At 66.6% G+C, this 24480-nt stretch carries 25 protein-coding genes; 3 read left to right on the plus strand and 22 right to left on the minus strand.

Annotated elements, in window-relative coordinates; genetic code table 11:
• Positions 1–22 precede the first annotated feature (22 nt).
• The 4 genes from ACCD06_RS12920 to ACCD06_RS12935 form a co-directional block, all read right to left on the minus strand.
• Entirely contained in the window at positions 23–1099 is a 1077-nt protein-coding gene (locus tag ACCD06_RS12920; protein ID WP_109073972.1) for a BMP family ABC transporter substrate-binding protein, read from the minus strand.
• A gap of 97 nt (positions 1100–1196) precedes the next feature.
• Positions 1197–2126: an ABC transporter permease gene (locus ACCD06_RS12925; RefSeq protein WP_109073973.1), complete on the minus strand. Its 930-nt coding sequence runs from the start codon at positions 2124–2126 to the stop codon at positions 1197–1199.
• Complete coding sequence (locus ACCD06_RS12930; RefSeq protein ID WP_413341093.1) at positions 2123–3199, minus strand: ABC transporter permease; 1077 nt, start codon at positions 3197–3199, stop codon at positions 2123–2125. The genes ACCD06_RS12925 and ACCD06_RS12930 overlap by 4 nt, the downstream gene beginning before the upstream one ends.
• Positions 3200–3226: 27 nt before the next feature.
• Positions 3227–4843, minus strand: coding sequence for an ABC transporter ATP-binding protein (locus ACCD06_RS12935; protein WP_413341095.1), 1617 nt, complete (start codon positions 4841–4843; stop codon positions 3227–3229).
• A gap of 212 nt (positions 4844–5055) precedes the next feature.
• Between ACCD06_RS12935 and ACCD06_RS12940 the strand changes: the two genes are divergently transcribed.
• Together ACCD06_RS12940 and ACCD06_RS12945 are read left to right on the plus strand one after the other, a co-directional pair.
• Positions 5056–5970, plus strand: coding sequence for a YgfZ/GcvT domain-containing protein (locus ACCD06_RS12940; RefSeq protein ID WP_109073976.1), 915 nt, complete (start codon positions 5056–5058; stop codon positions 5968–5970).
• A 117-nt stretch (positions 5971–6087) separates the two neighbouring features.
• Positions 6088–6699 (plus strand): PRC-barrel domain-containing protein, encoded by a 612-nt coding sequence (locus ACCD06_RS12945; protein ID WP_109073977.1) that lies wholly within the window; start codon positions 6088–6090, stop codon positions 6697–6699.
• 37 nt (positions 6700–6736) lie between these two features.
• Here the strand turns inward: ACCD06_RS12945 and ACCD06_RS12950 are convergent, their stop codons facing one another.
• The 4 genes from ACCD06_RS12950 to crcB are packed head-to-tail and all read right to left on the minus strand — an operon-like array spanning position 6737 to position 9575.
• Entirely contained in the window at positions 6737–7432 is a 696-nt protein-coding gene (locus tag ACCD06_RS12950; protein ID WP_109073978.1) for an ATP12 family chaperone protein, read from the minus strand.
• Positions 7433–7435: 3 nt separating this feature from the next.
• Entirely contained in the window at positions 7436–8122 is a 687-nt protein-coding gene (locus tag ACCD06_RS12955) for an HAD-IA family hydrolase (protein ID WP_109073979.1), read from the minus strand.
• Positions 8122–9174, minus strand: coding sequence for an RluA family pseudouridine synthase (locus tag ACCD06_RS12960; protein ID WP_136704351.1), 1053 nt, complete (start codon positions 9172–9174; stop codon positions 8122–8124). Before ACCD06_RS12960 ends, ACCD06_RS12955 begins: the two co-directional genes overlap by 1 nt.
• Positions 9174–9575 (minus strand): fluoride efflux transporter CrcB, encoded by a 402-nt coding sequence (gene crcB / locus ACCD06_RS12965; RefSeq protein ID WP_109073981.1) that lies wholly within the window; start codon positions 9573–9575, stop codon positions 9174–9176. The genes ACCD06_RS12960 and crcB overlap by 1 nt, the downstream gene beginning before the upstream one ends.
• Positions 9576–9684: 109 nt before the next feature.
• On the opposite strand from crcB, the gene ACCD06_RS12970 reads away from it, so the two are divergent.
• Entirely contained in the window at positions 9685–10272 is a 588-nt protein-coding gene (locus tag ACCD06_RS12970; RefSeq protein ID WP_109074077.1) for a cysteine hydrolase family protein, read from the plus strand.
• Between the two features lie 87 nt (positions 10273–10359).
• On the opposite strand, the gene ACCD06_RS12975 is transcribed toward ACCD06_RS12970, so the two are convergent.
• From ACCD06_RS12975 to ACCD06_RS13040, 14 genes are all read right to left on the minus strand, one after another.
• A complete protein-coding gene (locus ACCD06_RS12975) occupies positions 10360–11217 on the minus strand; it encodes a dienelactone hydrolase family protein (RefSeq protein ID WP_136704353.1) in 858 nt (285 codons plus the stop codon).
• A gap of 119 nt (positions 11218–11336) precedes the next feature.
• Complete coding sequence (locus ACCD06_RS12980) at positions 11337–12077, minus strand: ABC transporter ATP-binding protein (protein WP_413341099.1); 741 nt, start codon at positions 12075–12077, stop codon at positions 11337–11339.
• Positions 12070–13317 (minus strand): lipoprotein-releasing ABC transporter permease subunit, encoded by a 1248-nt coding sequence (locus tag ACCD06_RS12985; protein WP_413341101.1) that lies wholly within the window; start codon positions 13315–13317, stop codon positions 12070–12072. Before ACCD06_RS12985 ends, ACCD06_RS12980 begins: the two co-directional genes overlap by 8 nt.
• 138 nt (positions 13318–13455) lie before the next feature.
• Positions 13456–14769 (minus strand): proline--tRNA ligase, encoded by a 1314-nt coding sequence (gene proS, locus ACCD06_RS12990; protein WP_413341103.1) that lies wholly within the window; start codon positions 14767–14769, stop codon positions 13456–13458.
• A gap of 144 nt (positions 14770–14913) precedes the next feature.
• Complete coding sequence (locus tag ACCD06_RS12995; protein WP_413341105.1) at positions 14914–15363, minus strand: hypothetical protein; 450 nt, start codon at positions 15361–15363, stop codon at positions 14914–14916.
• A 14-nt stretch (positions 15364–15377) separates the two neighbouring features.
• Positions 15378–16286 (minus strand): hypothetical protein, encoded by a 909-nt coding sequence (locus tag ACCD06_RS13000; protein WP_413341107.1) that lies wholly within the window; start codon positions 16284–16286, stop codon positions 15378–15380.
• Positions 16287–16766: 480 nt separating this feature from the next.
• Positions 16767–17342: a DNA-3-methyladenine glycosylase I gene (locus ACCD06_RS13005; protein ID WP_136704359.1), complete on the minus strand. Its 576-nt coding sequence runs from the start codon at positions 17340–17342 to the stop codon at positions 16767–16769.
• A 37-nt stretch (positions 17343–17379) separates the two neighbouring features.
• Complete coding sequence (locus ACCD06_RS13010; protein ID WP_109073989.1) at positions 17380–17634, minus strand: DUF1467 family protein; 255 nt, start codon at positions 17632–17634, stop codon at positions 17380–17382.
• 24 nt (positions 17635–17658) lie between these two features.
• A complete protein-coding gene (gene mce, locus ACCD06_RS13015; protein WP_085089939.1) occupies positions 17659–18063 on the minus strand; it encodes a methylmalonyl-CoA epimerase in 405 nt (134 codons plus the stop codon).
• A gap of 82 nt (positions 18064–18145) precedes the next feature.
• A complete protein-coding gene (locus ACCD06_RS13020) occupies positions 18146–19861 on the minus strand; it encodes a ribonuclease J (protein ID WP_136704360.1) in 1716 nt (571 codons plus the stop codon).
• The gene (locus tag ACCD06_RS13025) at positions 19858–20631 is read right to left on the minus strand and encodes a type III pantothenate kinase (protein WP_109073991.1); all 774 of its coding nucleotides are present in this window, start codon (positions 20629–20631) and stop codon (positions 19858–19860) included. Before ACCD06_RS13025 ends, ACCD06_RS13020 begins: the two co-directional genes overlap by 4 nt.
• A 45-nt stretch (positions 20632–20676) precedes the next feature.
• A complete protein-coding gene (locus tag ACCD06_RS13030) occupies positions 20677–21471 on the minus strand; it encodes a biotin--[acetyl-CoA-carboxylase] ligase (protein WP_413341111.1) in 795 nt (264 codons plus the stop codon).
• 10 nt (positions 21472–21481) lie between these two features.
• Positions 21482–22930 (minus strand): NADH-quinone oxidoreductase subunit NuoN, encoded by a 1449-nt coding sequence (nuoN, locus tag ACCD06_RS13035; protein ID WP_136704362.1) that lies wholly within the window; start codon positions 22928–22930, stop codon positions 21482–21484.
• 13 nt (positions 22931–22943) lie between these two features.
• A complete protein-coding gene (locus ACCD06_RS13040) occupies positions 22944–24470 on the minus strand; it encodes an NADH-quinone oxidoreductase subunit M (RefSeq protein ID WP_109073993.1) in 1527 nt (508 codons plus the stop codon).
• Between the last annotated feature and the right edge of the window lie 10 nt (positions 24471–24480).

A 24480-nucleotide genomic window follows, 5' to 3' on the forward strand; every position in this document is an offset into this window, starting at 1 on the left:
CCGCCGCGCGGAATCGCAGTGCTTACTTCGGAACCTTGCCCTGCACGCCTTCGACGTACCAGTCCATCTTCAGGATCTGCTCGTCGGTGGCATGCTTGCCTTCCGGAATGACGACCTTGCCGGACTGGTCCTTGACCGGCCCCTGGAAGGAGTGGCGCTTGCCCGACACGATGTCGGCCTTGATCTGGTCGGCCAGCGTCACGACGTCGGCCGGGATGGCCGGGTTGTAGGGAGCAAGTTCGACCATGCCGGACTTGATGCCGCCCCAGGTGTCGATCGGCTTCCAGGTGCCGTCCAGCACCGCCTTGACGCGGTCGACATAGTAGCCGTTCCAGTCCTCGACGATCGCGGTCAGGTGCGACTTCGGACCGAAGCGGGTCATGTCCGACGACTGGCCGACCGACCACAGCCCGCGCTCCTGCGCGGTCTGGATCGGGGCCGGGCTGTCGGTGTGCTGGACGATGATGTCGGCGCCCTGGTCGGCCAGAGCCTTGGCGGCCTCGGCTTCCTTGCCGGGGTCGTACCAGCTGTTGACCCAGACCACGCGGACCTCGGCCTTCGGGTTCTGCTCGCGCAGCGCGATAGTGAAGGCGTTGATGCCGCTGACCACCTCGGGAATCGGGTAGGAGCCGATATAGCCGATGATGTTCGACTTGGTCATCTTGCCGGCGATCGCGCCGACCACCGTGCGGGCCTCGTAGAAGCGGCCTGAATAGGTGGCGACGTTCTCGGCGCGCTTATAGCCGGTGGCATGCTCGAACTTCACGTCGGGGTGGCGCTTGGCCACCTTCAGCGTCGGGTTCATGAAGCCGAAGGACGTGGTAAAGATCAGCTTGTGGCCGCTGGAGGCCAGTTGCTCGATCACGCGCTCCGCGTCGGCGCCTTCCGGCACATTCTCGACGAAGGTGGTGGTGACCTTGTCGCCCAGCGCCTTCTCCACGGCCAGACGGCCCTGGTCGTGCTGGTAGCTGTAGCCGTGGTCGCTGACCGGGCCGACATAGACGAACCCGACCTTCAGCTTCTCCTGCGCGAAGGCGGACCCCATGCCCACGCTCAGCGCGACCGCGGCACCGGCCAAGCCAAGCACCGCCTTGCCCATCGTCCTTCTGTTCACGTCGACGCTCCTTGTTCTTCAGGTCTTTTAGAGTTCTGCTGATCTTTAGATATGGGCTTTGTTTCGATTTCAAAACGACGCGTCAAGCATCGGGATGAAACAGTTTTCCCAGACAGGCCGGCGCGTTCAGGCGGATGCGGGCGACGTCCCGCGAAATCAGCACCAGAACCAGAACGGTAGCCAGATACGGCAGCATCGACAAGAGCTGCGACGGCACGTCGATGCCCAGCCCCTGGACGTGCAGCTGCAGGATGGTGACGCCACCGAACAGCCAAGCGCCCAGCATGGCGCGCGCCGGTTTCCAGGTGGCGAAGACCACCAGCGCCAGCGCAATCCAGCCGCGGCCCGACGTCATGTTCTCCGCCCACATCGGCGTGTAGTCCATCGACAGGAAGGCGCCGCCCAGCCCGGCCATGGCCCCGCCGAACAGCACCGCCAGAAAGCGGATGCGCAGCACCTTGTAGCCAAGCGCATGGGCTGCCGTGTGGTTCTCCCCCACCGCGCGCAGCACCAGACCGGCGCGGGTGCGGTAGAGGAACAGATGCACCAGCGGCACGGCGGCCACCGCCAGATAGACCATCACGTCCTGCCCGAACACCGCCTGCCCCACCACCGGGAGGTCGGTCAGGACCGGGATGTACAGCTTCGGCAGCCCGTCCAGCGGGATGCCGACGAAGCCCTGGCCGATCAGCGCCGACAGGCCGACGCCGAACAGGGTGAGCGCCAGCCCGGTCGCCACCTGATTGGCCAGCAGGAACAGCGTCAGCACGGCGAACAGCGAGGCGGTGGCGGCACCGGCCAGCGCGGCGACGAGGAAGCCGGCGGTGGCGCTGCCGGTCTGCACCGTCACGGCAAAGCCGCAAACGGCGCCGACCAGCATCATCCCCTCCACACCGAGGTTGAGGACGCCCGACTTCTCGACCACCAGCTCGCCGAGGGCGGCGAGCAGCAGCGGCGTCGCGGCGGCGAACATTGCGGCCAGGATCGGGCCGATCAGGGCGAGGTCGTTCATGCCACGGCCCTCCGCGCACCGAAGCGGAACCGGTAGCGGATCAGCACATCGCTCGCCAGCAGGAAGAACAGAAGCATGCCCTGGAACACTCCGGTGATGGCCTTGGGCAGGCCCATGGCGATCTGCGCCGCCTCGCCGCCGATGAAGGACAGCGCCATCAGCAGCGCCGCCAGCAGGATGCCGACCGGATGCAGCCGGCCCAGGAAGGCGACGATGATGGCGGTATAGCCGTAGCCGGGCGAGATGCTGGCGGTGATCTGGCCGATCGGGCCGGCGATCTCGCCCATGCCGGCGACGCCGGCGAGCGCGCCGGACAGCAGCAGCGTCAGCCAGACGATGCGCTTCTGGTCGAAACCGGCATAGCCGGCAGCGGCCGGGGTCAGGCCGATCACCTTGATCTGGAAGCCGATGAAGGTGCGCGCGATCAGCAGCCAGCCGCCGGCCACGGCCAGCAGCGCGAAGAGCGCCCCCAGATGGACACGCGTCCCCGCCCACAGGATGGGCAGCGTGGCATCGGCCTCGAACAGCCGCGATTCGGGGAAGGCGAAGCCGTCCGGGTCGCGGAAGGGGCCATGGACCAGATAGTTCAGCAGCAGCAGAGCCACATAGTTCAGCATCAGGCTGGTCAGGATCTCGCTGGCGTTGAAGCGCAGCCGCAGATAGGCCGGCACCGCAGCCCACACCGCCCCGCCGATTGCCCCGCCGATCACCATCAGCGGCAGCAGCCACCAGCCGCCCTCGCCATAGAAGGCCAACGCCAGCCCGCCGCCGGTGATGGCGCCCAGCGTCAATTGCCCTTCGGCGCCGATGTTCCAGACATTGGCGCGGAAGCCGATGGCGAGCCCGACGGCGCAGAGCACCAGCGGCGTCGCCTTCACCACCAGCTCGCCCAGCCCACGCACCGAGGTCAGCGGCGCGATGAAGAAGGAATAGAGCGCCTTCAGCGGGTCGAAGCCCATCGCCATGAACAGGATGAAGCCGCTGAGCAGGGTCAGCGCCACCGCCAGCAGCGGCGTGGCATAGACCATGGTCTTCGACGCCTGCCCGCGCGGTTCCAGACGGATGAAGCTCATGCGGCGTCTCCGGCGTTCAAATAACCATCAGACCGCACGCGTGATCTCCCCGTCTTCGTCCGGCGGCGTGCCGAACAGGCCGCCCATCAGCAGGCCGATGCGTTCCACCGTCGTCTCGTGCGTCGGCCGGCTGTCGGACAGGCGGCCGTGGAACAGCACGGAAATGCGGTCGCTCAGCACGAACAGCTCGTCCAGGTCCTGGCTGATGACCAGCACCGCCGCACCCGAGCGCGCCAGCTCGATCAGCGCCTTGTGAATGGCGGCCGCGGCACCGGCGTCGACGCCCCAGGTCGGCTGGCCGACGACCAGAAGCTTGGGCTTTTGCAGGATTTCGCGGCCGATGATGAATTTCTGCAGATTGCCGCCGGACAGCGACCGCGCCTCCGCCCGATGGCCATGGGCGACAACGTTGAAGCCGCGGATGATGGTCTCGGCATAGGCGCGGGCGCGGGCGAAATGGACCATGCCGCCGCGCACCAGCGGTTCGCGGGCATAGCCGGACAGCAGCGCGTTCTCCGACAGGCTCAGTTCCGGCACGGCGCCGCGGCCCAGCCGCTCCTCCGGCACGAAGGCGAGGCCGAGTTCGCGGCGGGCCCGCGGTCCCAGATGACCGGCCGACGAGCCCTCGATCACCACGGCGTCGGCGTCGGCCAGCAGCACCTCGCCGCTCAGCGCCGCCATCAGTTCCGCCTGACCGTTGCCGGCGACACCAGCGATGCCCAGGATCTCGCCCGCCCGCACTTCGAAGCTGACATCCTTCAGGTTGGTGGCGAAGGGATTGTCGGAGGTCGTCGACAGATGGCGCACCGTCAGACGGGCAGTCCCGGCGGCGCCCTGCGGCGGCCGTTCCGGGGTGGACAGTTCCGCCCCCATCATCATCTCGGCGAGGCTGCGTGCGGTCTCCTGCCGCGGATCGGCGTCGCCCACCACCTTGCCGGCGCGCAGCACCGTCGCGCGGCTGCACAGGGCGCGGATTTCCTCCAGCTTGTGCGAGATGTAGAGGATCGTGCAGCCTTCGGCGGCCAGGACGCGCAGCGTCTCGAACAGCTTGGCGGCCTCCTGCGGCGTCAGGACCGAGGTCGGCTCATCCATGATCAGCAGCTTCGGGTCCTGCAACAGGCAGCGCACGATCTCCACCCGCTGCCGCTCGCCCACCGACAGGTGGAAGACATGGCGGCCGGGGTCGAGCGCCAGCCCATAGCGTTCGGAAACGGTGCGGATGCGGTCGGCGAGCTGGTCCATTGGCCCGGCATTGTCGAGGCCGAGCGCAATGTTCTCCGTCACCGTCAGCGTGTCGAACAGCGAGAAATGCTGGAACACCATGCCGATGCCGAGCCGGCGGGCGCCGGCCGGATCGGGCACCGTCGTCTCCACTCCCTGCCACAGCATCGTGCCGGAATCGGGGTGCAGCACCCCGTAGATCATCTTGACCAGGGTGGATTTGCCGGCCCCGTTCTCGCCCAGCAGCGCATGGATCTCGCCCGGCTGCAGCACGAGGTCGACATGGTCGTTGGCCAGGCAGCCGGGGAATCGCTTGGTGATGCCGCGCAGCTCCAAACGGGGCGGCGGAGCGTCCGGGGGTGAGGTCTCGGCGTGCGAAGGCAAGGGGGAGCAATCCGCGAAAAGGTCAAACCTGCATGGCATTGCCAAAGCCATGCCACCGCTACCAACAGAGTAATCCGGCGGCACCACCGGCCGTCAACAACCGATCCTCTGCCCAACGGTGATGCATCTGCCGCTTTGGTCATCATGCCACAGTCGGCTGCCGCAACCCAGCCTTCCGCAACGCGGCAGACTCTTGCCAGCGGGCCCGTTCGGCCCAACACTTCAGGCTATCGAGTGATGGGGAGGCTAGGATGTCGGCGGGTTACGCAGTGCTGGACCAGCGGAGCGTGGTGGCGGTTTCGGGCGAGGACCGCAAGGCCTTCCTGCAGGGGCTGGTGTCCAACGACGTGCTGCGGGTCACGCCCGACCATGCCGCCTATGCCCTGTTCCTGACCCCGCAGGGCAAGTTCCTGCATGATTTCAGCATCGTCGAGTCGGACGGCGGCGAGGACGCCGTCCTGCTGCTGGATCCGGAAACGGATCGGCGCGCCGACCTGCTGCGGCGGCTGAAGATGTACAAGCTGCGGTCGAAGATCGCCCTGGAAGACCGGGCCGACCGGCTGCGCGTGGCCGTCGCCTTCGGGGACGGCGCGCTGGAGGCGCTCGGGCTGCCTGCCGAACCGGGGGCGGCCCGGCCCTTCGCCGGCGGCGTCGCCTTCACCGATCCGCGGCTGCCGGCCTTGGGCGCCCGCCTGTTCCTGCCGGCCGATGGGGTCGTCGCACTGGCGTCGGCCGGATTGGCGCAGCGTGAGGTTGCGGGCTACGACCGGCTGCGCCTGTCGCTCGGCGTGCCCGACGGCACGCTGGACCTGATCCCGGAAAAGTCGATCCCGCTGGAAAGCCGGATGGACGCGCTGAACGCCATCTCCTGGGACAAGGGCTGCTACATGGGGCAGGAACTGACCGCCCGCACCAAATACCGCGCCCTCATCAAGAAGAAGCTGTTCCCCGTCACCTTCGACGGCGCGGCGCCGGAAGCGGGGACTCCGGTGACGCTGGACGGCAAGGATGCCGGCGAGATCCGCAGCGCCCGCGATGGCGCCGCACTCGCCCTGCTGCGGCTGGAGGATGTGCAGCGTGCGGCCGAAAATCGGCTGACCTTCCAGGCCGGTCCGGTGACGCTGAGTCCGCACGAACCGGACTGGGACCACACCTCAAAGGGGTAGTCACTCACCAAAAGAATTCCCGGAAGGTGAAATAAAACGGGCTCCGTCGCTGTTGTTCCGATGTCTCTCGACACACGAACCTCGTGTCCTCGACACAACGACAAAGGAGCCACCCCCATGCGTCGCATCCTGATCGCTACCGCCGCTTCGCTGGCTCTCATGACCGGAGCCGCCGTCGCACAGACCACTTCGCCGACCGTGGGCAACCCGTCTTCCTCCACCTCCAGCATGTCCAACACCGCGGCCCCGGACGGCACCAAGACCGGCACGACGAAGTCGGATACGATGAAGTCGGACGCCACCAAGTCTGACAGCATGACGTCCGGCAGCGCCGCCACGTCCGGCGGCCTGGGCGGCCAGCTGGCCAGTGCCGACGAGCTGATCGGCAAGAACGTCTACGGCCGGGACAACAACAAGATCGGCGAAATCGAGGACGTCATCCTCGACGCCAACGGCAAGGCCAAGCAGCTGGTCATCAGCTCGGGCGGCTTCCTCGGCATCGGCGAGAAGCAGGTCGCCGTCGATTACAGCGCCGCCAACTGGGATTCGCAGAACAACCGCCTGAACCTGGCCGGCATGAGCCGCGACGACGTGAAGTCGATGCCGGAGTTCAAGTACGACGACACCATGACGTCGCTGAACAAGAGCCGCAAGCCGGCCGAGACTGAGAAGGTCGCACCGGGCGCCGCCCCGACCGCCGGTTCGACCGGCACCACCACCACGAAGTAAGGGGTTTCTGACGGTGTGGGGGTCTGCCCCCCACACCTCACCCCCGCAGCAAATCCACGAACCGTCTGCAGGCCACGATCTCCGCGCGCACGTTCGCGCGGCGCTTCGTGGCCTCGGCGTCTTCGCCCCATTGCTCGATCTGATAGGTTTCGTCCAGCTGCGAGACCTCGAACGCCTCTTCGGCGCTGAGGCGGCCTTCCAGCAAGGCCAGCGCCACGACGATCGACCCGCAGACGCCGGTCGCGGTCTGCAGCGCCGACAGATACCAGTCGTCGGTCCGCTCCACCACCCGGCGCAGGGCGGCCAGCGCCTCCTCCGGCTGCGGCTTCGGCATCAGCCCGGCGCAGACATGCAGCGGCGCGTCATATGTCAGCGCCGCCCAATCCAGCAGCGGCTGCCAGAGCTGCGCCTGCCGTTCCACCAGCGGCTGGGGATGTTCGGCGCGGTAGCACAACAGGTCGGTGCCGGCATAGGCGCTGATGGCCTGGACGATGTCCGGCCGCTTGGCCGGGATCAGGTCAACGGCGGTGCTCGATAGCTGCATCAGCGGCATGGAATGAGCGTCGATCTGGTCGCCCTGCGCGGCCCATTCGTCAGCCACGCCCTGGGCCAGCGGCCGGCTGGAGAAGACCAGCGGCGCCTTGGCGGGGCTGCGCACCGGACGGCCGTCCAACTCGACCTGAAAGCCGCGCTCGGTCTCGCCGACGCCCGCCGCCTTGTAGAAACGCTTCATCGCTTACCCTTCCAAAAGCTCCAGCACCGCGGTGGCGACGTCACGCCCGCGGTGGACGATGCGGTCGGCCCCGGCCCGCTCCAGCTCCGGCACCGCATGGTACCCCCAGGAGACGCCGACCGACCGCACCCGCGCGTTGCGGGCCATCTGAATGTCGTAGGTCGTGTCGCCGATCACAACCGTCGCCGCCTCGTCCGCACCGGTCTCCGCCAGCGCACGCTGCACCATGTGCGGGTTCGGTTTGCCGGGACCGACATCGGCGGTCTGCAGCGTCACGAAACGACCGGTCAGCCCGTGCCCCTTCAGCACCGCGTCCAACCCGCGACGCGACTTGCCGGTGGCGACGCCCAGCAGCACACCCGCTTCCTCCAGAACCGCCAGCGTGTCGACGATCCCGGGAAAGAGCGGCTCGTCCACCTCACCGCGGCTGCGGGCGGATGAGAAGGCGCGCTTGTAACTCTCCGCCACCGCGACATGGGTCTCGGCCTCCCGCTGCGGCAGCAGAAGGGCCACCGCCTCCACCAGCGACAGGCCGACCATGCGGCGAACATCGGCCGGGTCGGGTTCCCCCAGCCCATGCTCGGCCCAGGCCTGGGTCATGGCGTCGATGATGGCGAACTGGCTGTCGACCAGGGTGCCGTCGCAATCGAACAGCGCGAGACGCAGCGGCGCTTTCCCCGCGGAGGCCATCACTCGAAATCCTCGAACGGGTCGTCGCGCAGGTTGGGGCTGAAACCGAAATACTTCCAGGTCGCCTGCATATGGTCGGGCAGCGGCGCCGTCACGTCGATGGTCTTGCCGCCGCGCGGGTGCGGCAGGATCAGCCGGCGGGCATGCAGGTGCAGCTTCTTCGCCACCTCCGCCCCGGCCAGGAAGGCGCCCTGCCCGGCATATTTGCCGTCGCCCAGGATCGGCGTGCCGACGGCGGCCATATGGACGCGCAGCTGGTGGGTGCGGCCGGTCAGCGGCCACATGGCGACGAAGGCCGCCTGCTTGCCGACATTCTCCTGCACAGAATAGACGGTGACGGCGCGCTTGCCCTCTTCCTTGTTCTCCGCCACCCGCTCGCCATGCGGGCCGCCTTCCTTGGCCAGCGCGAGGTCGATCTTGCCCTGGTAGGGCGTCGGCACACCGACGGTGACGGCCCAGTAGATCTTGCGCACGGCGCTGCCGCGGAACAGCTCGGTCAGCTTGCTGGCGGCGAAGGTGGTGCGGGCCAGCAGCAGCACGCCCGAGGTGTCCTTGTCCAGCCGGTGGACCAGCTTCGGCCGCTCGTTGCCATCGAAGCGCAGGGCGTCCAGCATGGCGTCGAGGTGCTTGGAGGTGCCGGTGCCGCCCTGCACCGCCAGACCGGCCGGCTTGTTGATGGCGATGACATCGGCGTCGCGATAGAGCACCAGCGCCTGCAGCTCGGCGATCTGCTTGTCCGACATGCCCTTGGGCTTGCTGGCCCCCTGACTCGGCCCCCTGACCGGCGCGGCCCAGGCGGCCAGCGGCGGGATGCGAATGCCCTGCCCGGCCGCCAGCCGCGACGACGTCTCCGCCCGCTTGCCGTCGATGCGGACTTGGCCCGTACGCAGCAGCTTCTGCAGATAGCTGTGGTTCACGTCGGGGAAATGCCGCTTGAACCAGCGGTCGAGCCGCATGTCGGCCTCGTCGGCCGTGACGATGCGGGTTTCGACCTTGCTGTCGCTTTTGGCTTCAGTCGACGTGGTATCAGCGTGATCGGGAGAGTCAGTCATCAGATGGACACCGAAACAAGAGAACGCACGGCCCACAGGCCGGCAAAGAAGCCCACCACGCTGAACAGCGTCGAGGCGAGGAAGTATCCCGCCGCCGCGGCGATCTCGTCACGGGCGACGAGGACGCCGATGTCCAGCGTGAAGGAGGAGAAGGTGGTGAAGCCGCCGAGCACGCCGACCAGCAGCAGGGCGCGGATTTCCGGCGATGGCGACCATGTCAGGCTCGCCAGTTCCGACAGCACCCCCATCACCGTACAGCCGATCAGGTTGACGATGATCGTCCCCATCGGAAAACGGGTGCCGACCCACTGCGCGATCAGCAGCAGCGTCAGATAACGCGCCACCGATCCGGCGGCACCTCCGACGGCGACGGCGAGCAATGACAGGGGGGATGCGAGCACGGCGCCTCCGGACGAGCGCTTGAAACGGGAAACGAGGGTCGAGCGCCGGATTAGAGCCAGAAACCGGCGGACTTGTCACGCGATGGACTATCGCGGCAGGATCGTCGGCATGGAAACCCTCCCCGCTCCCCTGCCCACCAACACCGCTTTGCTGCTCGTCGACCTGCAAAAGGCCATCGACGACCCGCGCTGGAGCCACGTCGGCCCGCGCAACAACCCCGATGCGGAGGCCAACGTCGCGGCCTTGCTGGCGGTCTGGCGGCGGGAGGGGCTGCCCATCGTCCATATCCGCCACGATTCGACGGAGCCCGACTCCACCTACCGCCCCGGTGGCCCCGGCCACGCCTTCAAGGACGAGGCGATGCCGCTGCCGGGAGAGACGGTGATCGGCAAGCGGGTGAACAGCGCCTTCATCGGCACCGGCCTGGACGACTGGCTGCGCGCCCGCGGCATCGGCGCGCTGGTGGTGGCCGGCGTCATCACCAACAACAGCGTCGAGGCGACGGTGCGGATGGCCGGCAACCTCGGCTACGATGTGCGACTGGCGGCCGACGCCTGCTTCACCTTCGCCCGGAAAGACCGGTCGGGGAGGCTGCGCACGGCCGACGAAGTCCACGACCTGTCGCTCGCCAACATGGATGGGGAGTATGCGACGGTGGTGGACACGGCGGAGGTGTTGGGAGAGGTTTCGCGCTGATTGCCCCCACCCCAACCCTCCCCGCTCTCAGCGGACCTACGGTCCGCTGAGAGCGGGGGAGGATAGGTGGGGGTCTAACTCCACCCCCTACGCCAGCTTCGCCTTCAAAAACTCCACCGTCCGCTTCCAGGCCAGATCGGCGGCGTCCTTGTTGTAGCGCTCGGCCGAGGTGTCGTTGTGGAAGGCGTGGTTGACGCCCTCGTACACGTAAATCTGATGCTCGACGCCGGCCTTCTTCAGCGCCTCGTCATAGGCGGGGATGCCGGCGTTCACGCGCTGGTCCAGCCCGGCATAGTGCAGCAGCAGCGGCGACTTCACCGTACCGACCAGCGCCGGGTCGGGGGTCGGGCCGTAGAAGGCGACGCCGGCCTTCAGGTCGGGCGCCTTGATCGCCAGCCGGTTGATCATGCCGCCACCCCAGCAGAAGCCGACCGCACCGACCTTGGCCGAGGAATAGCGGTAGGCCATCAGGTAACTCATGGCCGCGACGAGGTTGTTGACCGTCTTGTCGGTGTCGAGCTGACCGATCATGTCGCGGGCCTTGTCTGCATCCTGCGGCGTGCCGCCCAGCGGCGACAGCAGGTCCGGCGCCATCGCCACGAAGCCTTCGGTGGCAAGGCGGCGGGTGACATCCTCGACATAGGCGTTCAGGCCGCGATTTTCGTGGATGACCAGCACCGCCGGAGCCTTGTCGATCAGCTTCGGCCGAGCGAGATAGCCGGACACGTTGCCGGTCGCCCCCTGGAAGCTGATCTTTTCCGCAGCCAGACGGGTGTCGTCCTCACCGACGATGGCGGCGCGGGCATAGTTCGGCTCAATCGCCGCCAGGATCGCGGGGATCGCCGCCGCACCGCCAGCCATTGCTGCCAGCCGTTCCAGGAAGACCCGGCGTGGCAACGGCGCGTGGGTGTATTCGTCGTAGAGGTCGATGATCCGCTGGTCCATCCCCGATGCCCCTGTTTTGTCGGTGCCGCAGCTCAGCCGGTGCGGTCGCGCATGAGAGTGGGGGCGCCGCGCCGGCTTGGCAACCAGGGGGAGGTTCCGCTTTCGGTCTATGACGCTTCTTATGATGCTTCCGGCGCGACCTCGCTCAGCGGCACCAGTTCCGACGGCTGATACTCCACCAGATGCCCGTCGCGCATCTCCAGAACCCGGTCCATGCGACGGGCGAGGTCGAGGTTGTGGGTCGCCACCAGGGCGCCGACCTTGGCCTGCCGGACGATGGCCGACAGCATGGCGAAGACATGCTCCGCCGTGTGGGGGTCGAGGTTGCCGGTCGGCTCGTCGGCAATCAGCAGCGACGGGGCGTTGGCCAGCGCGCGGGCGATGGCGACGCGCTGCTGCTCGCCGCCCGACAGGCGGGCCGGACGGTGGGTGCCGCGCTGCTCCAGCCCGACCATGCGCAGAAGCTCGTCCGCGCGCTGCCGGGCGACCGACTTCGACACGCCGGCGATCATCTGCGGCAGGACGATGTTCTCCCGCGCCGAAAACTCCGGCAGCAGGTGGTGGAACTGGTAGACGAAGCCGATGGAGCGGCGCCGCACTTCGGTCCGCTTGCCGTCGTCCAGGTTGGACACGTCGGTTCCGGCGATGCGCACCGTGCCGGCGGTCGGCCGCTCCAGCAGGCCGGCGATGTGCAGCAGCGTCGATTTACCGGCCCCCGACGGGCCGACCAGCGCCACCAGTTCCCCGGCGCCGACGGTCAGATCGACCCCCCGCAGCACCTCCAGCGTCTCGCCCGCCTGTTCGAAGCGGCGGATGATGCCCTTCAGTTCCAGCATCGGCTGCATGACGGCGTCACTCATAGCGCAGGGCCTCCACGGGATCGAGCCGGGCGGCGCGCCACGACGGATAGATGGTCGCGGCGAAGGACAGACCCAGCGCCATCAGCGTCACCTGGATCACCTCGCTCCAGTCGATCTTGGCAGGCAGGTGGGACAGGAAATAGATCTCGGCATTGAACAGGTTGGTGCCGGTCAGCCCCTGGATGACCTGCCGGATGCTCTCAATGTTCAGCGCGAAGGAAACGCCGAGCGCGAGACCCAGCAAGGTCCCCGTCACTCCGACGCTGGCGCCGGACAGGAAGAAGATGCGCATGATCATGCCGCGCGTCGCCCCCATGGTGCGCAGGATCGCGATGTCGCGCCCCTTGTCCTTCACCAGCATGATCAGGCTGGAGATGATGTTGAAGGCGGCGACCATGATGATCAGCGACAGGATCAAGAACATCACGTTGCGTTCGACCTGAAGCGCCGTGAAGAAGCTGGCGTTGGACTGCTGCCAGTCGACCACCCGGCCCTCCCCGGCCACCGTCGACTGAACGGCGGCGCGGGCGGACGCGATCTGCATCGGGTCGCTCACGAAGACCTCCAGCGAGGTCACGGCGTCGCCGGTGCGGAAGAAGGCCTGCGCCTCCTCCAGCGGCAGGAAAATGAAGCTGTTGTCGTATTCGAACATGCCGACGTCAAAGATCGCGCCGATGGGGTAGCTGCGCATCCGCGGCACGGTGCCGAAGGCGGTGACGTTGCCCTGCGGCGCGATCAACGTGATCTGGTCGCCGATGCTCAGTCCCAGCCGCTGGGCCATGCGCACGCCAATGGCGACGCGGTCCTCGCCGAACTCATCCACCGAACCGCGGATGATGTTGTTGGCGAGCGTCGGCCGAACCTTGAAATCTTCCGCCCGCACGCCGCGGATGACGGCACCGGAGGCGACGCCGCGCACCGACACCAGCGCCTGCCCCTCGACCGTCGGGGTGACGTTGACCACGCCCGGCGTGTTGCGCAGCTTGCCGGCCAGGATATCGAAGTCCGGCAGCGGCCCGCCTCGTGAACTGTAGACGTTGAGATGCCCGTTCAGACCGAGCACCCGGCCCAGCAGCTCCGCCCGGAAGCCGTTCATCACCGCCATCACGATGATGAGCGTCGCCACGCCGAGCGCGATGCCCAGCAACGAGAACCCCGCGATGACCGAGATGAACCCTTCCTGGCGGCGCGCCCGAAGGTAACGCATCGCGACCATGCGTTCGAAGGCGTTGAAGATCATGCGGCTGGGATCCTGTGGGGGAGGCCCTGTGGGCGGGCGGAAACGATGCCCTAGATAAGAACGTGAGCGTGGCGGGAAAAGGGCAAAGCCCGGATCGCCGACTTGGGCGATCCGGGCTTCCTCTTCGAGCTAAGCCGATCAGCCCAGCAGCTTCGCCAGCGCCGCCTCGACCGGCAGCTCTTCCTTCTCGCCGGAGGCGCGGCGCTTCAGTTCGACGACGCCGTTCTTCAGGCCGCGCGGGCCGACGACCAGCTGCCAGGGAACGCCGATCAGGTCCATGTCGGCGAACTTGGCGCCGGGACGCTCGTCGCGGTCGTCATAGGCGACCTCCAGGCCGGCCGATTCCAGCTTCGCATACAGCTCGGCGCAGACGCGGTCGGTCTCGGCATCGCCGGACTTCAGGTTGATGAGGCCGACATTGAAGGGCGCGACGGCGTCCGGCCAAATGATGCCGTTGTCGTCGTGGCTGGCCTCGATGATGGCGCCCATCAGGCGCGACACACCGATGCCGTAGCTGCCCATCTCCACCGGGATCGACTCGCCGTTCGGGCCGGCGACCACGGCGTTCATCGGCTTGGAATACTTGGTGCCGAAGTTGAAGATGTGGCCGACCTCGATGCCGCGGGCCGACACCAGATCCGACTCCGGCACCGGGCTGTTGGCCGGGTCGTGCTTCTCGTCGGTCGCCGCGTAGATGCCGGTGACGCGGTCGAAGAAGGGCTGCAGGTCGTCCTCGATGCCGGGGGCGTCCTTCAGCACGTCCAGGGTCATCCAGTCCTTGTGGCAGAAGACGCCGCTCTCGCCGGTCTCGGCCAGGATGATGAACTCGTGGCTCAGGTCGCCGCCGATCGGTCCGGTGTCGGCCCGCATCGGAATCGCCTTCAGCCCGATGCGGGCGAAGGTGCGCAGATAGGCCAGGAACATCTTCTGGTAGGAACGGCGCGCGCTGTCCGCATCGATGTCGAAGGAATAGGCGTCCTTCATCAGGAACTCGCGGCCGCGCATCACGCCGAAGCGCGGGCGGATCTCGTCACGGAACTTCCACTGGATGTGGTAGAGGTTCAGCGGCAACTGGCGGTAGCTCTTGACGAAGGAGCGGAAGATGTCGGTGATCATCTCCTCGTTCGTCGGGCCGAACAGCATCTCCCGGTCGTGACGGTCGGTGATGCGCAGCATCTCCTTGCCGTAATCGTCGTAACGACCGCTCTCGCGCCACAGATCGGCCGACTGGATGGTCGGCATCAGCAGTTCCTGCGCGCCGGCAGCGTCCTGCTCCTCGCGGACGATCTGCTCGATCTTGCGCAGAACCCGATAGCCCAGCGGCAGCCAGGCATAGATGCCGGCGCTGGTCTGGCGGATCATCCCGGCCCGCAGCATCAGGCGGTGCGAGACGATCTGCGCCTCGGTCGGGGTCTCCTTGAGGGTCGGCATGAAGAAGCTGGACAGCCGCATGGCTCTGCTCTCGTGTGCGAGGTGTTCGACAAGGCCGCGCACGCATGGCTCCTGCGGACAGGAACGGACACGGCGGCGGCGGGTGAGCGACTTTAGGAAGGTCGCCCGCACTTGTCCACTGTAAGCCCCCCGCCTGGCCGCCGGCTACCGGGAGCGGCAATAGACGTAGAGGCGTTCCTCGGCACCCGGATAAATCGGCTGGCCGTTGAGATAGAGTTGGTTCCCGACGACGGTCAGCCACACCGCGGTGACGTCGTCGGGCAGAAACGGCACCGACGGCAGGGCGATTCCCATCCGCCGGGCGAGATCGACCGACAGCGGCAGGTCGATGGGGATCGGCGGCTGCGCGCCTGCACTGCCGGCCAAGTCGGCGGGGGCGACCGCGCGGCCATGCACATCCACGCCCGGCCGGTATTCCACGTCGGCGGCCGGCACATGGCGGGTCAGCCGTTGGCACAAGGACAGATCCACCACCGGCCGGTCGCGGGCGGCATCGGGGGTCAGCGGGACCGGGCCGGGACGCGGCGGCTGGGTTTGCGCCGATGCCGGTGCGGTCGCCAGGGACAACGCCGCCGCCGTCAGACCGGCGTACAAGATGCCGCGCGGGCTCACAGCGTGTGCCGCTCGGCCACCGGGGCCGGGTTGCGCATGGATTTCCAGTAGATCGACAGGTAGGGCATTCCTTTTTCCGCCTCCTCCTGGGTCCGCGCCGACTGGCGGATGTATTTGCCGATGAAGGGCTTGTTCACATGCTCCAGGTCCACCGCGGCCTTCAGCACCAGGAACTCGCCGATCTTGTCCGGCAGATTGTAATGCCATTTCTGCAGACACTCGGAGGTCACACCCGGCTTCGCCTGTTCGGGTTCGGGCAGGTAGAATTCCTGGTGGTGGTACTGCGAGATCTCCTTCCACGCCTGCGCCACCCGGCCGGGCTTCAGGCGCGGCAACGCCTTCAGGATGCGGACATCGTCATGGAACAGCGGCAGGAAACCCCGCTTTTCCCCCAATTCGGTCAGCATCGTATGCAGGCCGGCCATGACACCGCCCTCGCCGCCCTCGCCTCCGCCCTCGCCGCCGCCGTCCGCCTTCTGCTCGCGCTTGCGGCCGAACAGAGCGCTGAAGAAGCCCTTCTTCGGCTTGGCCTGGCTTCCGCCACCGCTATCCTGCCCGACCTTGCGCTCGTCCCACAGCGAGTCCCAGGCATATTCCCAGGCGGTGAAGACGGCATTGGAGCGGTCGTCGAGGACCGTCAGCAGATATTCGCGCCCCTCCCGCGCCCAATCGACGTCACCGACAATCGCGCGCACCGGACGGCGGCTGAGCACCACCGGCAGGATGCCGACGCGCACCAACTCCTGATAGAACTCTACGAAGGACGGTGTCTGGATGAAGGGCAGGATCGAGCATGGCTGAAGCTCCGGCGCCAGCAGCTCCATGCTTTTCTTTGTCCGCTCCAACAGTTCAATCGACAGAACCGCGGCGAACTGATCGAACCGTTCGTTTTCATTCGCGGCCATCGGCGCCTCGACTGTCGTCCTTCTTCCTGCCACCCGCCGAAGCGGGCAAAGGCTCAACCTGTAAGCGGGCAAAGCGGAATCGCCCCGGCGGACTGGCCCCGGTGGTGATGGTTCAGCCCGGCTGATAGCCCTGATTGGGGAAAACCCGATGCGAGCTAATCCAAGCAACGCTACCAAGTAAACCGTTAACGTTTTCTGGAGCAGCGCGGAAATTTTCTGTCCGCGACCCTGCCCTGTCTCCTCCCATCCGCCGGAAAAAGAAAGGCCGCGCGGCAAAAGCGGCGCGGCCTGTCGAGTTTAGGGAGGAATCGCCACCAGGCGTCGGAAAGGGAGGAATATCCTCCCTCATCACTCCAAAAGAGTGAACCCGAGCCACGGCGATGGCAAGCCCAAAACGGAGGCACAAGCGCTTCATGCACAAAGTTTTTGCAATTCTGCCCAGCTCTTCGGCGATTGCCGCCGTTCTGAGCGGACGTTTGCCTATTCCATGGGCGCGTACCCGCGATACCCGGCCTCCACCGCAGCCTTCCAAGGCGGACTCTGGGCAAGCACGACAGCTTGGACCGGACAGTCGGGCTGATGAGCGCCCGGCAGATAGCCCAGGCTCATCAGGAACTCCCCGACAATCTCGCCACCGGTGAAACGGAAGGTCCGGCCGAACAGCTTCACCCATTCCGGCTTGGTCAGCGGATGATGGGCGCGCAGCCAGCCGTCGAAGGAGCCGTGGGTTTCCCGCAATGCGACGATGCGGCGGGCGTTCTCGATCACCGCGTCCACCTTCAGGCGGTTGCGGATGATGCCAGCGTCGGCCAGCAGCCGCGCCCGCTCCGCCTCTCCATAGGCGGCGACCCGGTCGATGTCGAACCCGTCGAAGGCGGCGCGGAAGGCGTCACGCTTTTTCAGGATGGTCAGCCAGGACAGGCCGGCCTGATTGATCTCCAGCACCAGACGCTCGAACAGCACCCGGTCATCGCTGCTGGGAAAACCGTACTCGCCATCATGGTAGGGTCCGTGATGGGGATGGCCGGGTGCGGCCGCGCAGTAGGTCAGGCTCACCCGCCTCGCTCCTCTCGATGGTCAGAGCAATCCGGCGTCAGAACATGTCCCGCGCCATGTCCCGGAAGGAGATGATGCCGGACCGCTCGATGCCGAAGATCACCAGCCACACCAGCAGGGCGACCAGCGACGTGATCATGAATTTCCGCAGGATGCGCGGCTCGACCGGCGCGGAGGAGGCCATGCCCGGTTCAGGGTTCTCCTGGGTCCGAACGCCCCAGGGCAGCACCGCGAACAGCACCACCCACCAGACGACGACGTAAACGAAGGCTCCAGTCACCCAGTTGTTCATCGTCCCCTCCGCGTGTCAGCCGTCTCAGGCCTGCTCCAGTTCCACCAGCGTCCCGCAGAAATCCTTCGGGTGCAGGAACAGGACCGGCTTGTCATGGGCGCCGATCTTCGGTTCACCGTCGCCCAGCACGCGGGCGCCCTGCTCCTTCAACCGGTCGCGAGCGGCCAGAATGTCTTCGACCTCATAGCAGATATGGTGGATGCCACCCGACGGGTTCTTCTCCAGGAAGCCGGCGATCGGCGACTTCTCGCCGAACGGATGCAGCAGTTCGATCTTGGTGTTTGGCAGGGTGACGAAGACCACGGTGACGCCGTGCGGCGGCAAGTCCACCGGCTGCGACACTGCGGCGCCCAGCGTGTCCCGATAGAGTGCGGTCGCCGCCGGTAGGTCCGGAACGACGATGGCGACGTGGTTGAGCTTCCCGATCATGCGTGTCCTCTCGCTGGCTGTTCTTGGCCCGTTAGCGGGCTCTGATAAGCCTGTTATACATCAAATCCGTTCTTGGGTTCGGTCAGACGCGGACCAGATGGACCTCCGTCACCGGCTTCTTGCCGTGGGTCGCGTTGAAGCAGCGGCGCACGGCGATCCGCGCCGCCTCCTTCACCTGGGCATCGTCGGCCCGCGCCGATTTGGGCAGCATCGCCACCGACTCGCGCACTGCATCCACCACGTCCAACAGCAGGTCGCGGTCGGTCGCCTCGTCGATCAGCCCCATCACCGCCAGCTGCGGAGCGGTCAGCAACTCGCCCGTTCCGGTCATCACCAGCGTCACCACGGCGGCACCGTTGTTCACCATGCGGTTGCGGGCGCGCATCATGCCGGTGTCGAGCGGCACCAGACGCTTGCCGTCCACCGCCATGCGTCCGGCGCGCACGTTGGCCACCACCCGCGCGCCCTCCGGCCCGTCGAGCCGAAGGACTTCGCCGTTGGCCGGAACGATGCTGTGGGCGACTTGACACTCCTCCGCCAAGGCGGCATGGGCCTGCTGGTGGCGCTGCTCGCCATGGACCGGGACGGCGATGCGTGGACGCACCCATTGATACATGCGCACCAGCTCGTCCCGCGCCGGGTGGCCGGAGACATGGACCGGCGCCTCGTCCGCCGTCACCAGTTCGACTCCCTGGGCGACCAGCTGATTCTGCATGCGGCCGATGGCGCGCTCGTTGCCGGGAATCTCGCGGGAGGAGAAGATCACCACGTCGCCGCGCGACAGCGTGATCTGCGGATGATCGTTGGCGGCGATACGGGCAAGCGCCGACCGCGGCTCGCCCTGACTGCCGGTGCAGATCAGCACCAGCTTTTCGCGCGGCAGATAGCTGGCGTCATGCTCCGACAGGAACTTCGGCACGTCGGCGAGATAGCCGGTGGCCCGTGCCGCCTCGTTGATGCGCCACAGCGAGCGGCCGACCAACGCCACATGGCGGTCATGGGCGGCGGCGGCGGCGGCGATGCTCTCCAGTCGCGCCACATTGGTGGCGAAGCAGCTGACGGCGATGCGGCGGTCGCGGTAACGGCCGAACAACTCCATCAGGGCATCGCGGACGGTCGCCTCCGACCCGGCGGCGCCGGGCACCAGCGCGTTGGTGCTGTCGCCGACCAGCGCCAGCACCCCTTCATCGCCAATGGTGCGCAGCCGTTCCTCATCGGCCGTCTCGCCGACCAGCGGATCGGGGTCCAGCTTCCAGTCGCCGGTGTGCAGGATGGTCCCGGCCGAGGTGCGGATGGCGAGCGCGTTCGGTTCCGGGATCGAATGCGTCATGGTGACGTATTCGACGGAGAAGGGACCGGCCTCCACCGTGCCGCCCAGCGGGATTTCGTGGATCGGCACCGTGCTGCTCAGGCCCTTCTCATGCAGCTTGGCGCGCAGGAAGGCCGCGGTGAAGGGTGTGCAATAGACGGGACAGCGCAGCTCCGGCCACAGATACTGCACCGCGCCCAGATGGTCCTCATGCGCATGGGTCAGCACCAGACCGACCAGATCGTCGCGACGCTCGGCGATGAAGGTCGGGTCCGGCATGATCACGTCCAGCCCGGGCATGGTGTCGTCGGCAAACGAGATGCCGAGATCCACCATCAACCACTTGCCCTGATGGCCGTAGAGATTGAGGTTCATCCCAATCTCGCCGGAACCGCCGAGCGGGACGAAATACAGTGCGCCATCCTCCGGAACGAAGGTGTCCGCCGGGGCTTCGGACGTTCCGGCGGCTGTCTTGGAGGATTGTGTCATTGGACCGTGTTGCGCTTGTGGATCAGGAGGAGACCGCGGAGCGTCAGCTCGTTGTCGGTGTGTTCGATCACATGGGTAGCCTTGGCGAAAAGAACAGCCAATCCGCCAGTGGCGACCACCCGCATCGGTTCGCCGTACTCCGCCCGGATGCGGGAGACCAGCCCTTCGATCAGCCCGACATACCCCCAGAAGATGCCGGACTGCATGCAGGCGATGGTGTTCTTGCCGATCACCTCGGACGGCGGCTGAATCTCGACCCGCGGCAGCTTGGACGCGGCCCTCTGCAGTGCCTCCAGCGACAGGTTCAGCCCCGGCGCGATCACGCCGCCGCAATAGTTGCCCTCGGCATCCACCACGTCGAAGGTGGTGGCCGTACCGAAATCGATGACGATCAGCGGCGTCTTGTAGGTCGCCGCGGCAGCCACCGTGTTGACCAGACGATCGGCACCCACCTCCTCCGGCCGGTCGACCAGGGCCTTGGCACCGAGATCGACTCCGGGCTGACCGACGATCACCGGCTCGCAGCCGAAATGATCCTTGCACAGCCGCTTCAGATTGAAGGTGGCGCCGGGCACCACGCTGGCGATGATCGCGCCATGGATGTCCACCGGCTTCAGCCCCTTCAACGCCATCAGGTGGGTCAGCCACACCATGTATTCGTCGGAGGTGCGTTTAGGATCGGTCGCCGTGCGCCAGATGCCGCGCTGGCGGTCGCCGTCATAGATGGCGAACACCACATTCGTGTTTCCGGCGTCGATGGCAAGCAGCATGGCAAGGTCCTGAAGGCGGTGGGCGTTTGAACTCGGCTGGCGAACTCAGCTTGCTGGGGGCGGCGCGAAGAACACGTCGCCTGCGGCGATCCGCTGCCGCGGCCCGCCGTCCGTTGGATCAAGCAACAGAACGCCGTCGCTGTCCAGATCGGCGAAAGTGCCGGGGATCGTCCGATCGGCCAGCCTGACCAGGATCGGCCCGCCAAGCCCCTTGGCCCGCGCCAGCCACGCCTCGCGCACGGGCGCGAAACCATGGGCGCGCCAGCGGCGGTACCAGGTCGCCAGATGCTCCGCATAGACCTCGAGAAGCGCGCCCGGCCCCATCGGCGGAGCGCCCTCGGCAATCAAGGAGGTGGCGCCATAATCGGCGGTCGCGGGAAAATGCCGCAGGTTGATGCCGACCCCCAGCACCACCCAGGCGACCTTGCCGTCGGCTGCCGGCTCCGACTCGAGCAGGATGCCCGACACCTTGCGGTCATGCACCAGAACGTCATTGGGCCATTTGCAGCGAACGCCGCTCGGATCAGGCAGGACCGACTCGGCAGTTTCCGCGATGGCGAGCGCCGCGACGAAGGAGATCTGCGCGGCTTCCGCCGGTGGCAGGCCGGGCCGCAGGATGGTCGTGCTGTATAGATTTCCTTCGGGGGAGGTCCAGGCCCGGCCGCGGCGGCCACGGCCGCTGTCCTGGCGGCGCGCCCAGACGATGGTGCCTTCGGGCGCCCCGGAACGCGACAAGGCCTTCGCTTCGTCGTTCGTACTGCCGACGGAGTCGAAGGCCTTGATCTGGAAGCCCGGAGGCAGGCGCAGACGCGCCGCCTCCGCTTCGAGCGATACCGTCATCGGTCGGATGTCACCCGGCGAACAGGGCCGCCGCGGCAGCCGCCGCACCGTTCAGGATCGGCGCCGGAGCGACGAAGAACAGCAGGGTGAACAGGCTGGTCAGCACCAGGACGCCGGTCATGCTGTCGTCGTCGACCTTGTCGACCACCACTGCGGGCTCATCGAAATACATGATCTTGATGATGCGCAGATAATAGAAGGCACCCACGACGCTGGTCAGCACACCGACGACGGCCAGCGTGTATTCCTGCGCGGCGACGGCGGCCAGGAAGACATAGAGCTTGCCGAAGAAGCCCGCCATCGGCGGGATGCCGGCCATGGAGAACATGAAGATCGCCATGGTCGCGGCCAGCATCGGATTGGTCTTGGACAGGCCGGAGAAGTCCTTGATCTCCTCCAGCATCTGGCCCTTGGCCTTCATGCTGAGGATGACCGCGAAGGCGCCGATATTCATGGCGATGTAGAGCGCCATGTAGATCAGCACGCCGCGCACGCCGTCCTGCGTACCGGTCGTCAGGCCCACCAGCGCGTAACCGACATGGCCGATGGAGCTGTAGGCCATCAGGCGCTTGATGTTGGTCTGCATGATGGCGACGAAGGAACCGATCACCATCGACAGGATGGCGGTCGCCACCAGAACCTGATGCCACTGGGCGGCGAGGTGGCCGAACGGCTCCATCACCACGCGGGTCAGCAGGGCGATGGCCGCCACCTTCGGCGCCGCCGCGAAGAAGGCGGTCACCGGGGTCGGCGCACCCTCATAGACGTCCGGCGTCCACATGTGGAACGGAGCGGCCGAGATCTTGAAGGCCAGACCGGCCATCACGAACACCAGACCGATCACCAGACCCGGCGACACATGGGCGCCGCCGGCGAACAGCGCCGCCACCTTGTCGAACGAAGTCGTGCCGGCGAAACCATAAACCAGCGAAGCACCGTACAGCAGCATGCCCGAGGAGAGCGAGCCGAGGACGAAATACTTCAGGCCGGCTTCCGACGACTTCCCGCTGTCGCGGCGGAAGGCCGCGATGACATAGAGCGCCAGGCTCTGGGTCTCCAGGCCGACATACAGCGAGATGAAATCGTTGGCCGAGATCATCATCAGCATGCCGAGCGTGGCGAAGACCATCAGCACCGGGAACTCGAAGCGGGCCATCTGCTCCCGCTCGTTGAAGCCGAGCGAGAGAACGACCGCAAAGGCCGCGGAGACCAGCACCAGCACCTTCATGAAGACGCCGAAGGCATCCATCACGAACATGCCGTTGAAGGTGACGACGCGGCCGCTGCCGTAGCCCATCGCCAGGATGGCGGCGAGCAGCATGCAGACGATCGCCAGGTAGGAGACGGGACGGGTGAAGCCGTCGCCGCGGAACACGCCCAGCATCAGCAGGGCGACGCCCGAGAGCGCCAGGAAGATCTCCGGCAGGGCCGGCCAGATGTCGGGAAACACTGCGGTCATGTCGAAGAACCCCTTACCGAGCGGCGACCGAGACACCGGACGCGGCGTGCGACGCGGCCAGCTTGGTCTGGTAGGTCTGGATCAGCTGCTCGACCGATGCCGAGGTGACGTTCAGGAAGCTGCTGGGATAGACGCCCATCCACAGGACGACAACGATCAGCGGCACGAACACCGCGATTTCGCGCGGAGTTATGTCGAACATCGCCTTGACGTCCGGCTTGGTCAGCTTGCCGTAGACAACGCGGCGGTACAGCCACAGCGCGTAGGCGGCGCCAAGAACCATACCGGTGGCGGCCAGGGCGGCGACCCAGGTGTTGTCGCGGAAGACGCCCATCAGCACCAGGAACTCGCCGACGAAACCGGCAGTGCCCGGCAGACCGACCGAGGCCATGGTCATGAACAGGAAGACCACCGCGTATTTCGGCATGTTCTTCACGAGGCCGCCGTAACGGGCGATCTCGCGGGTGTGCAGCCGGTCATAGACAACGCCGACGCACAGGAACAGCGCACCCGACACGACGCCGTGCGACAGCATCTGAAACACCGAACCCTCGATGCCCTGCTGGTTCAGCGCGAACATGCCGATGGTGACGAAGCCCATGTGGGCAACCGACGAGTAGGCGATCAGCTTCTTCATGTCCTCCTGGGCGAGAGCGACCAGCGAGGTGTAGATCACGGCGACGACCGACAGGGTGTAGATCAGCGGCGCGAAATACTCGGTCGCTTCCGGCAGGATCGGAATGTTGAAGCGCAGGAAGCCGTACCCGCCCATCTTCAGCAGCACACCGGCCAGGATCACCGAACCGGCGGTCGGCGCCTCGACGTGGGCATCCGGCAGCCAGGTGTGGACCGGCCACATCGGCACCTTCACCGCGAAGGAGGCGAAGAAGGCCAGCCACAGCCACAGCTGCATGTTGCGCGGGAACTGGGTGGCGGTGATGGTCGGGATGTCGGTGGTGCCCGCCACGTAATACATGGCCAGGATCGCCAACAGCATCAGGACCGAGCCGAGCAGCGTGTAGAGGAAGAACTTGAAGGCGGCATAGACGCGGCGCGGGCCGCCCCAGACACCGATGATGAGGAACATCGGGATCAGGACGCCTTCGAAGAACATGTAGAACAGGATGAAGTCCAGCGCGCAGAACATCCCGATCATCAGGGTTTCCAGCACGAGGAACGCGATCATGTATTCCTTCAGGCGGACCTGCACCGACTCCCAGCTCGCTAGGATGCACAGCGGCATCAGGAAGCCGGACAGGACGACGAACAGCACCGAAATGCCGTCGACGCCCATGTGGTAGTTGATGCCGAACTCGGGGATCCAGCCCGCCTTCTCGACCATCTGGTAGCCGGGATTGCGGGGATCGAAGTTGGCCCAGACCAGAAGGGTCAGGACGAAGGTGACGAGGGTCGTCCACAGCGAGATGTACCGCACGTTCCGCAGCACGTCCGGGGAATTGCCCCGGCAGAACAGCAGGATCAGCGCGACGCCCACGAGCGGCAGGAAGGTCGCGAACGACAGGATCGGCCAGCTAGCCATTGTTGTTGTT

This window comes from Azospirillum sp. CT11-132 (assembly GCF_047302835.1).
In the GTDB taxonomy this organism is placed as follows: Bacteria; Pseudomonadota; Alphaproteobacteria; order Azospirillales; family Azospirillaceae; genus Azospirillum.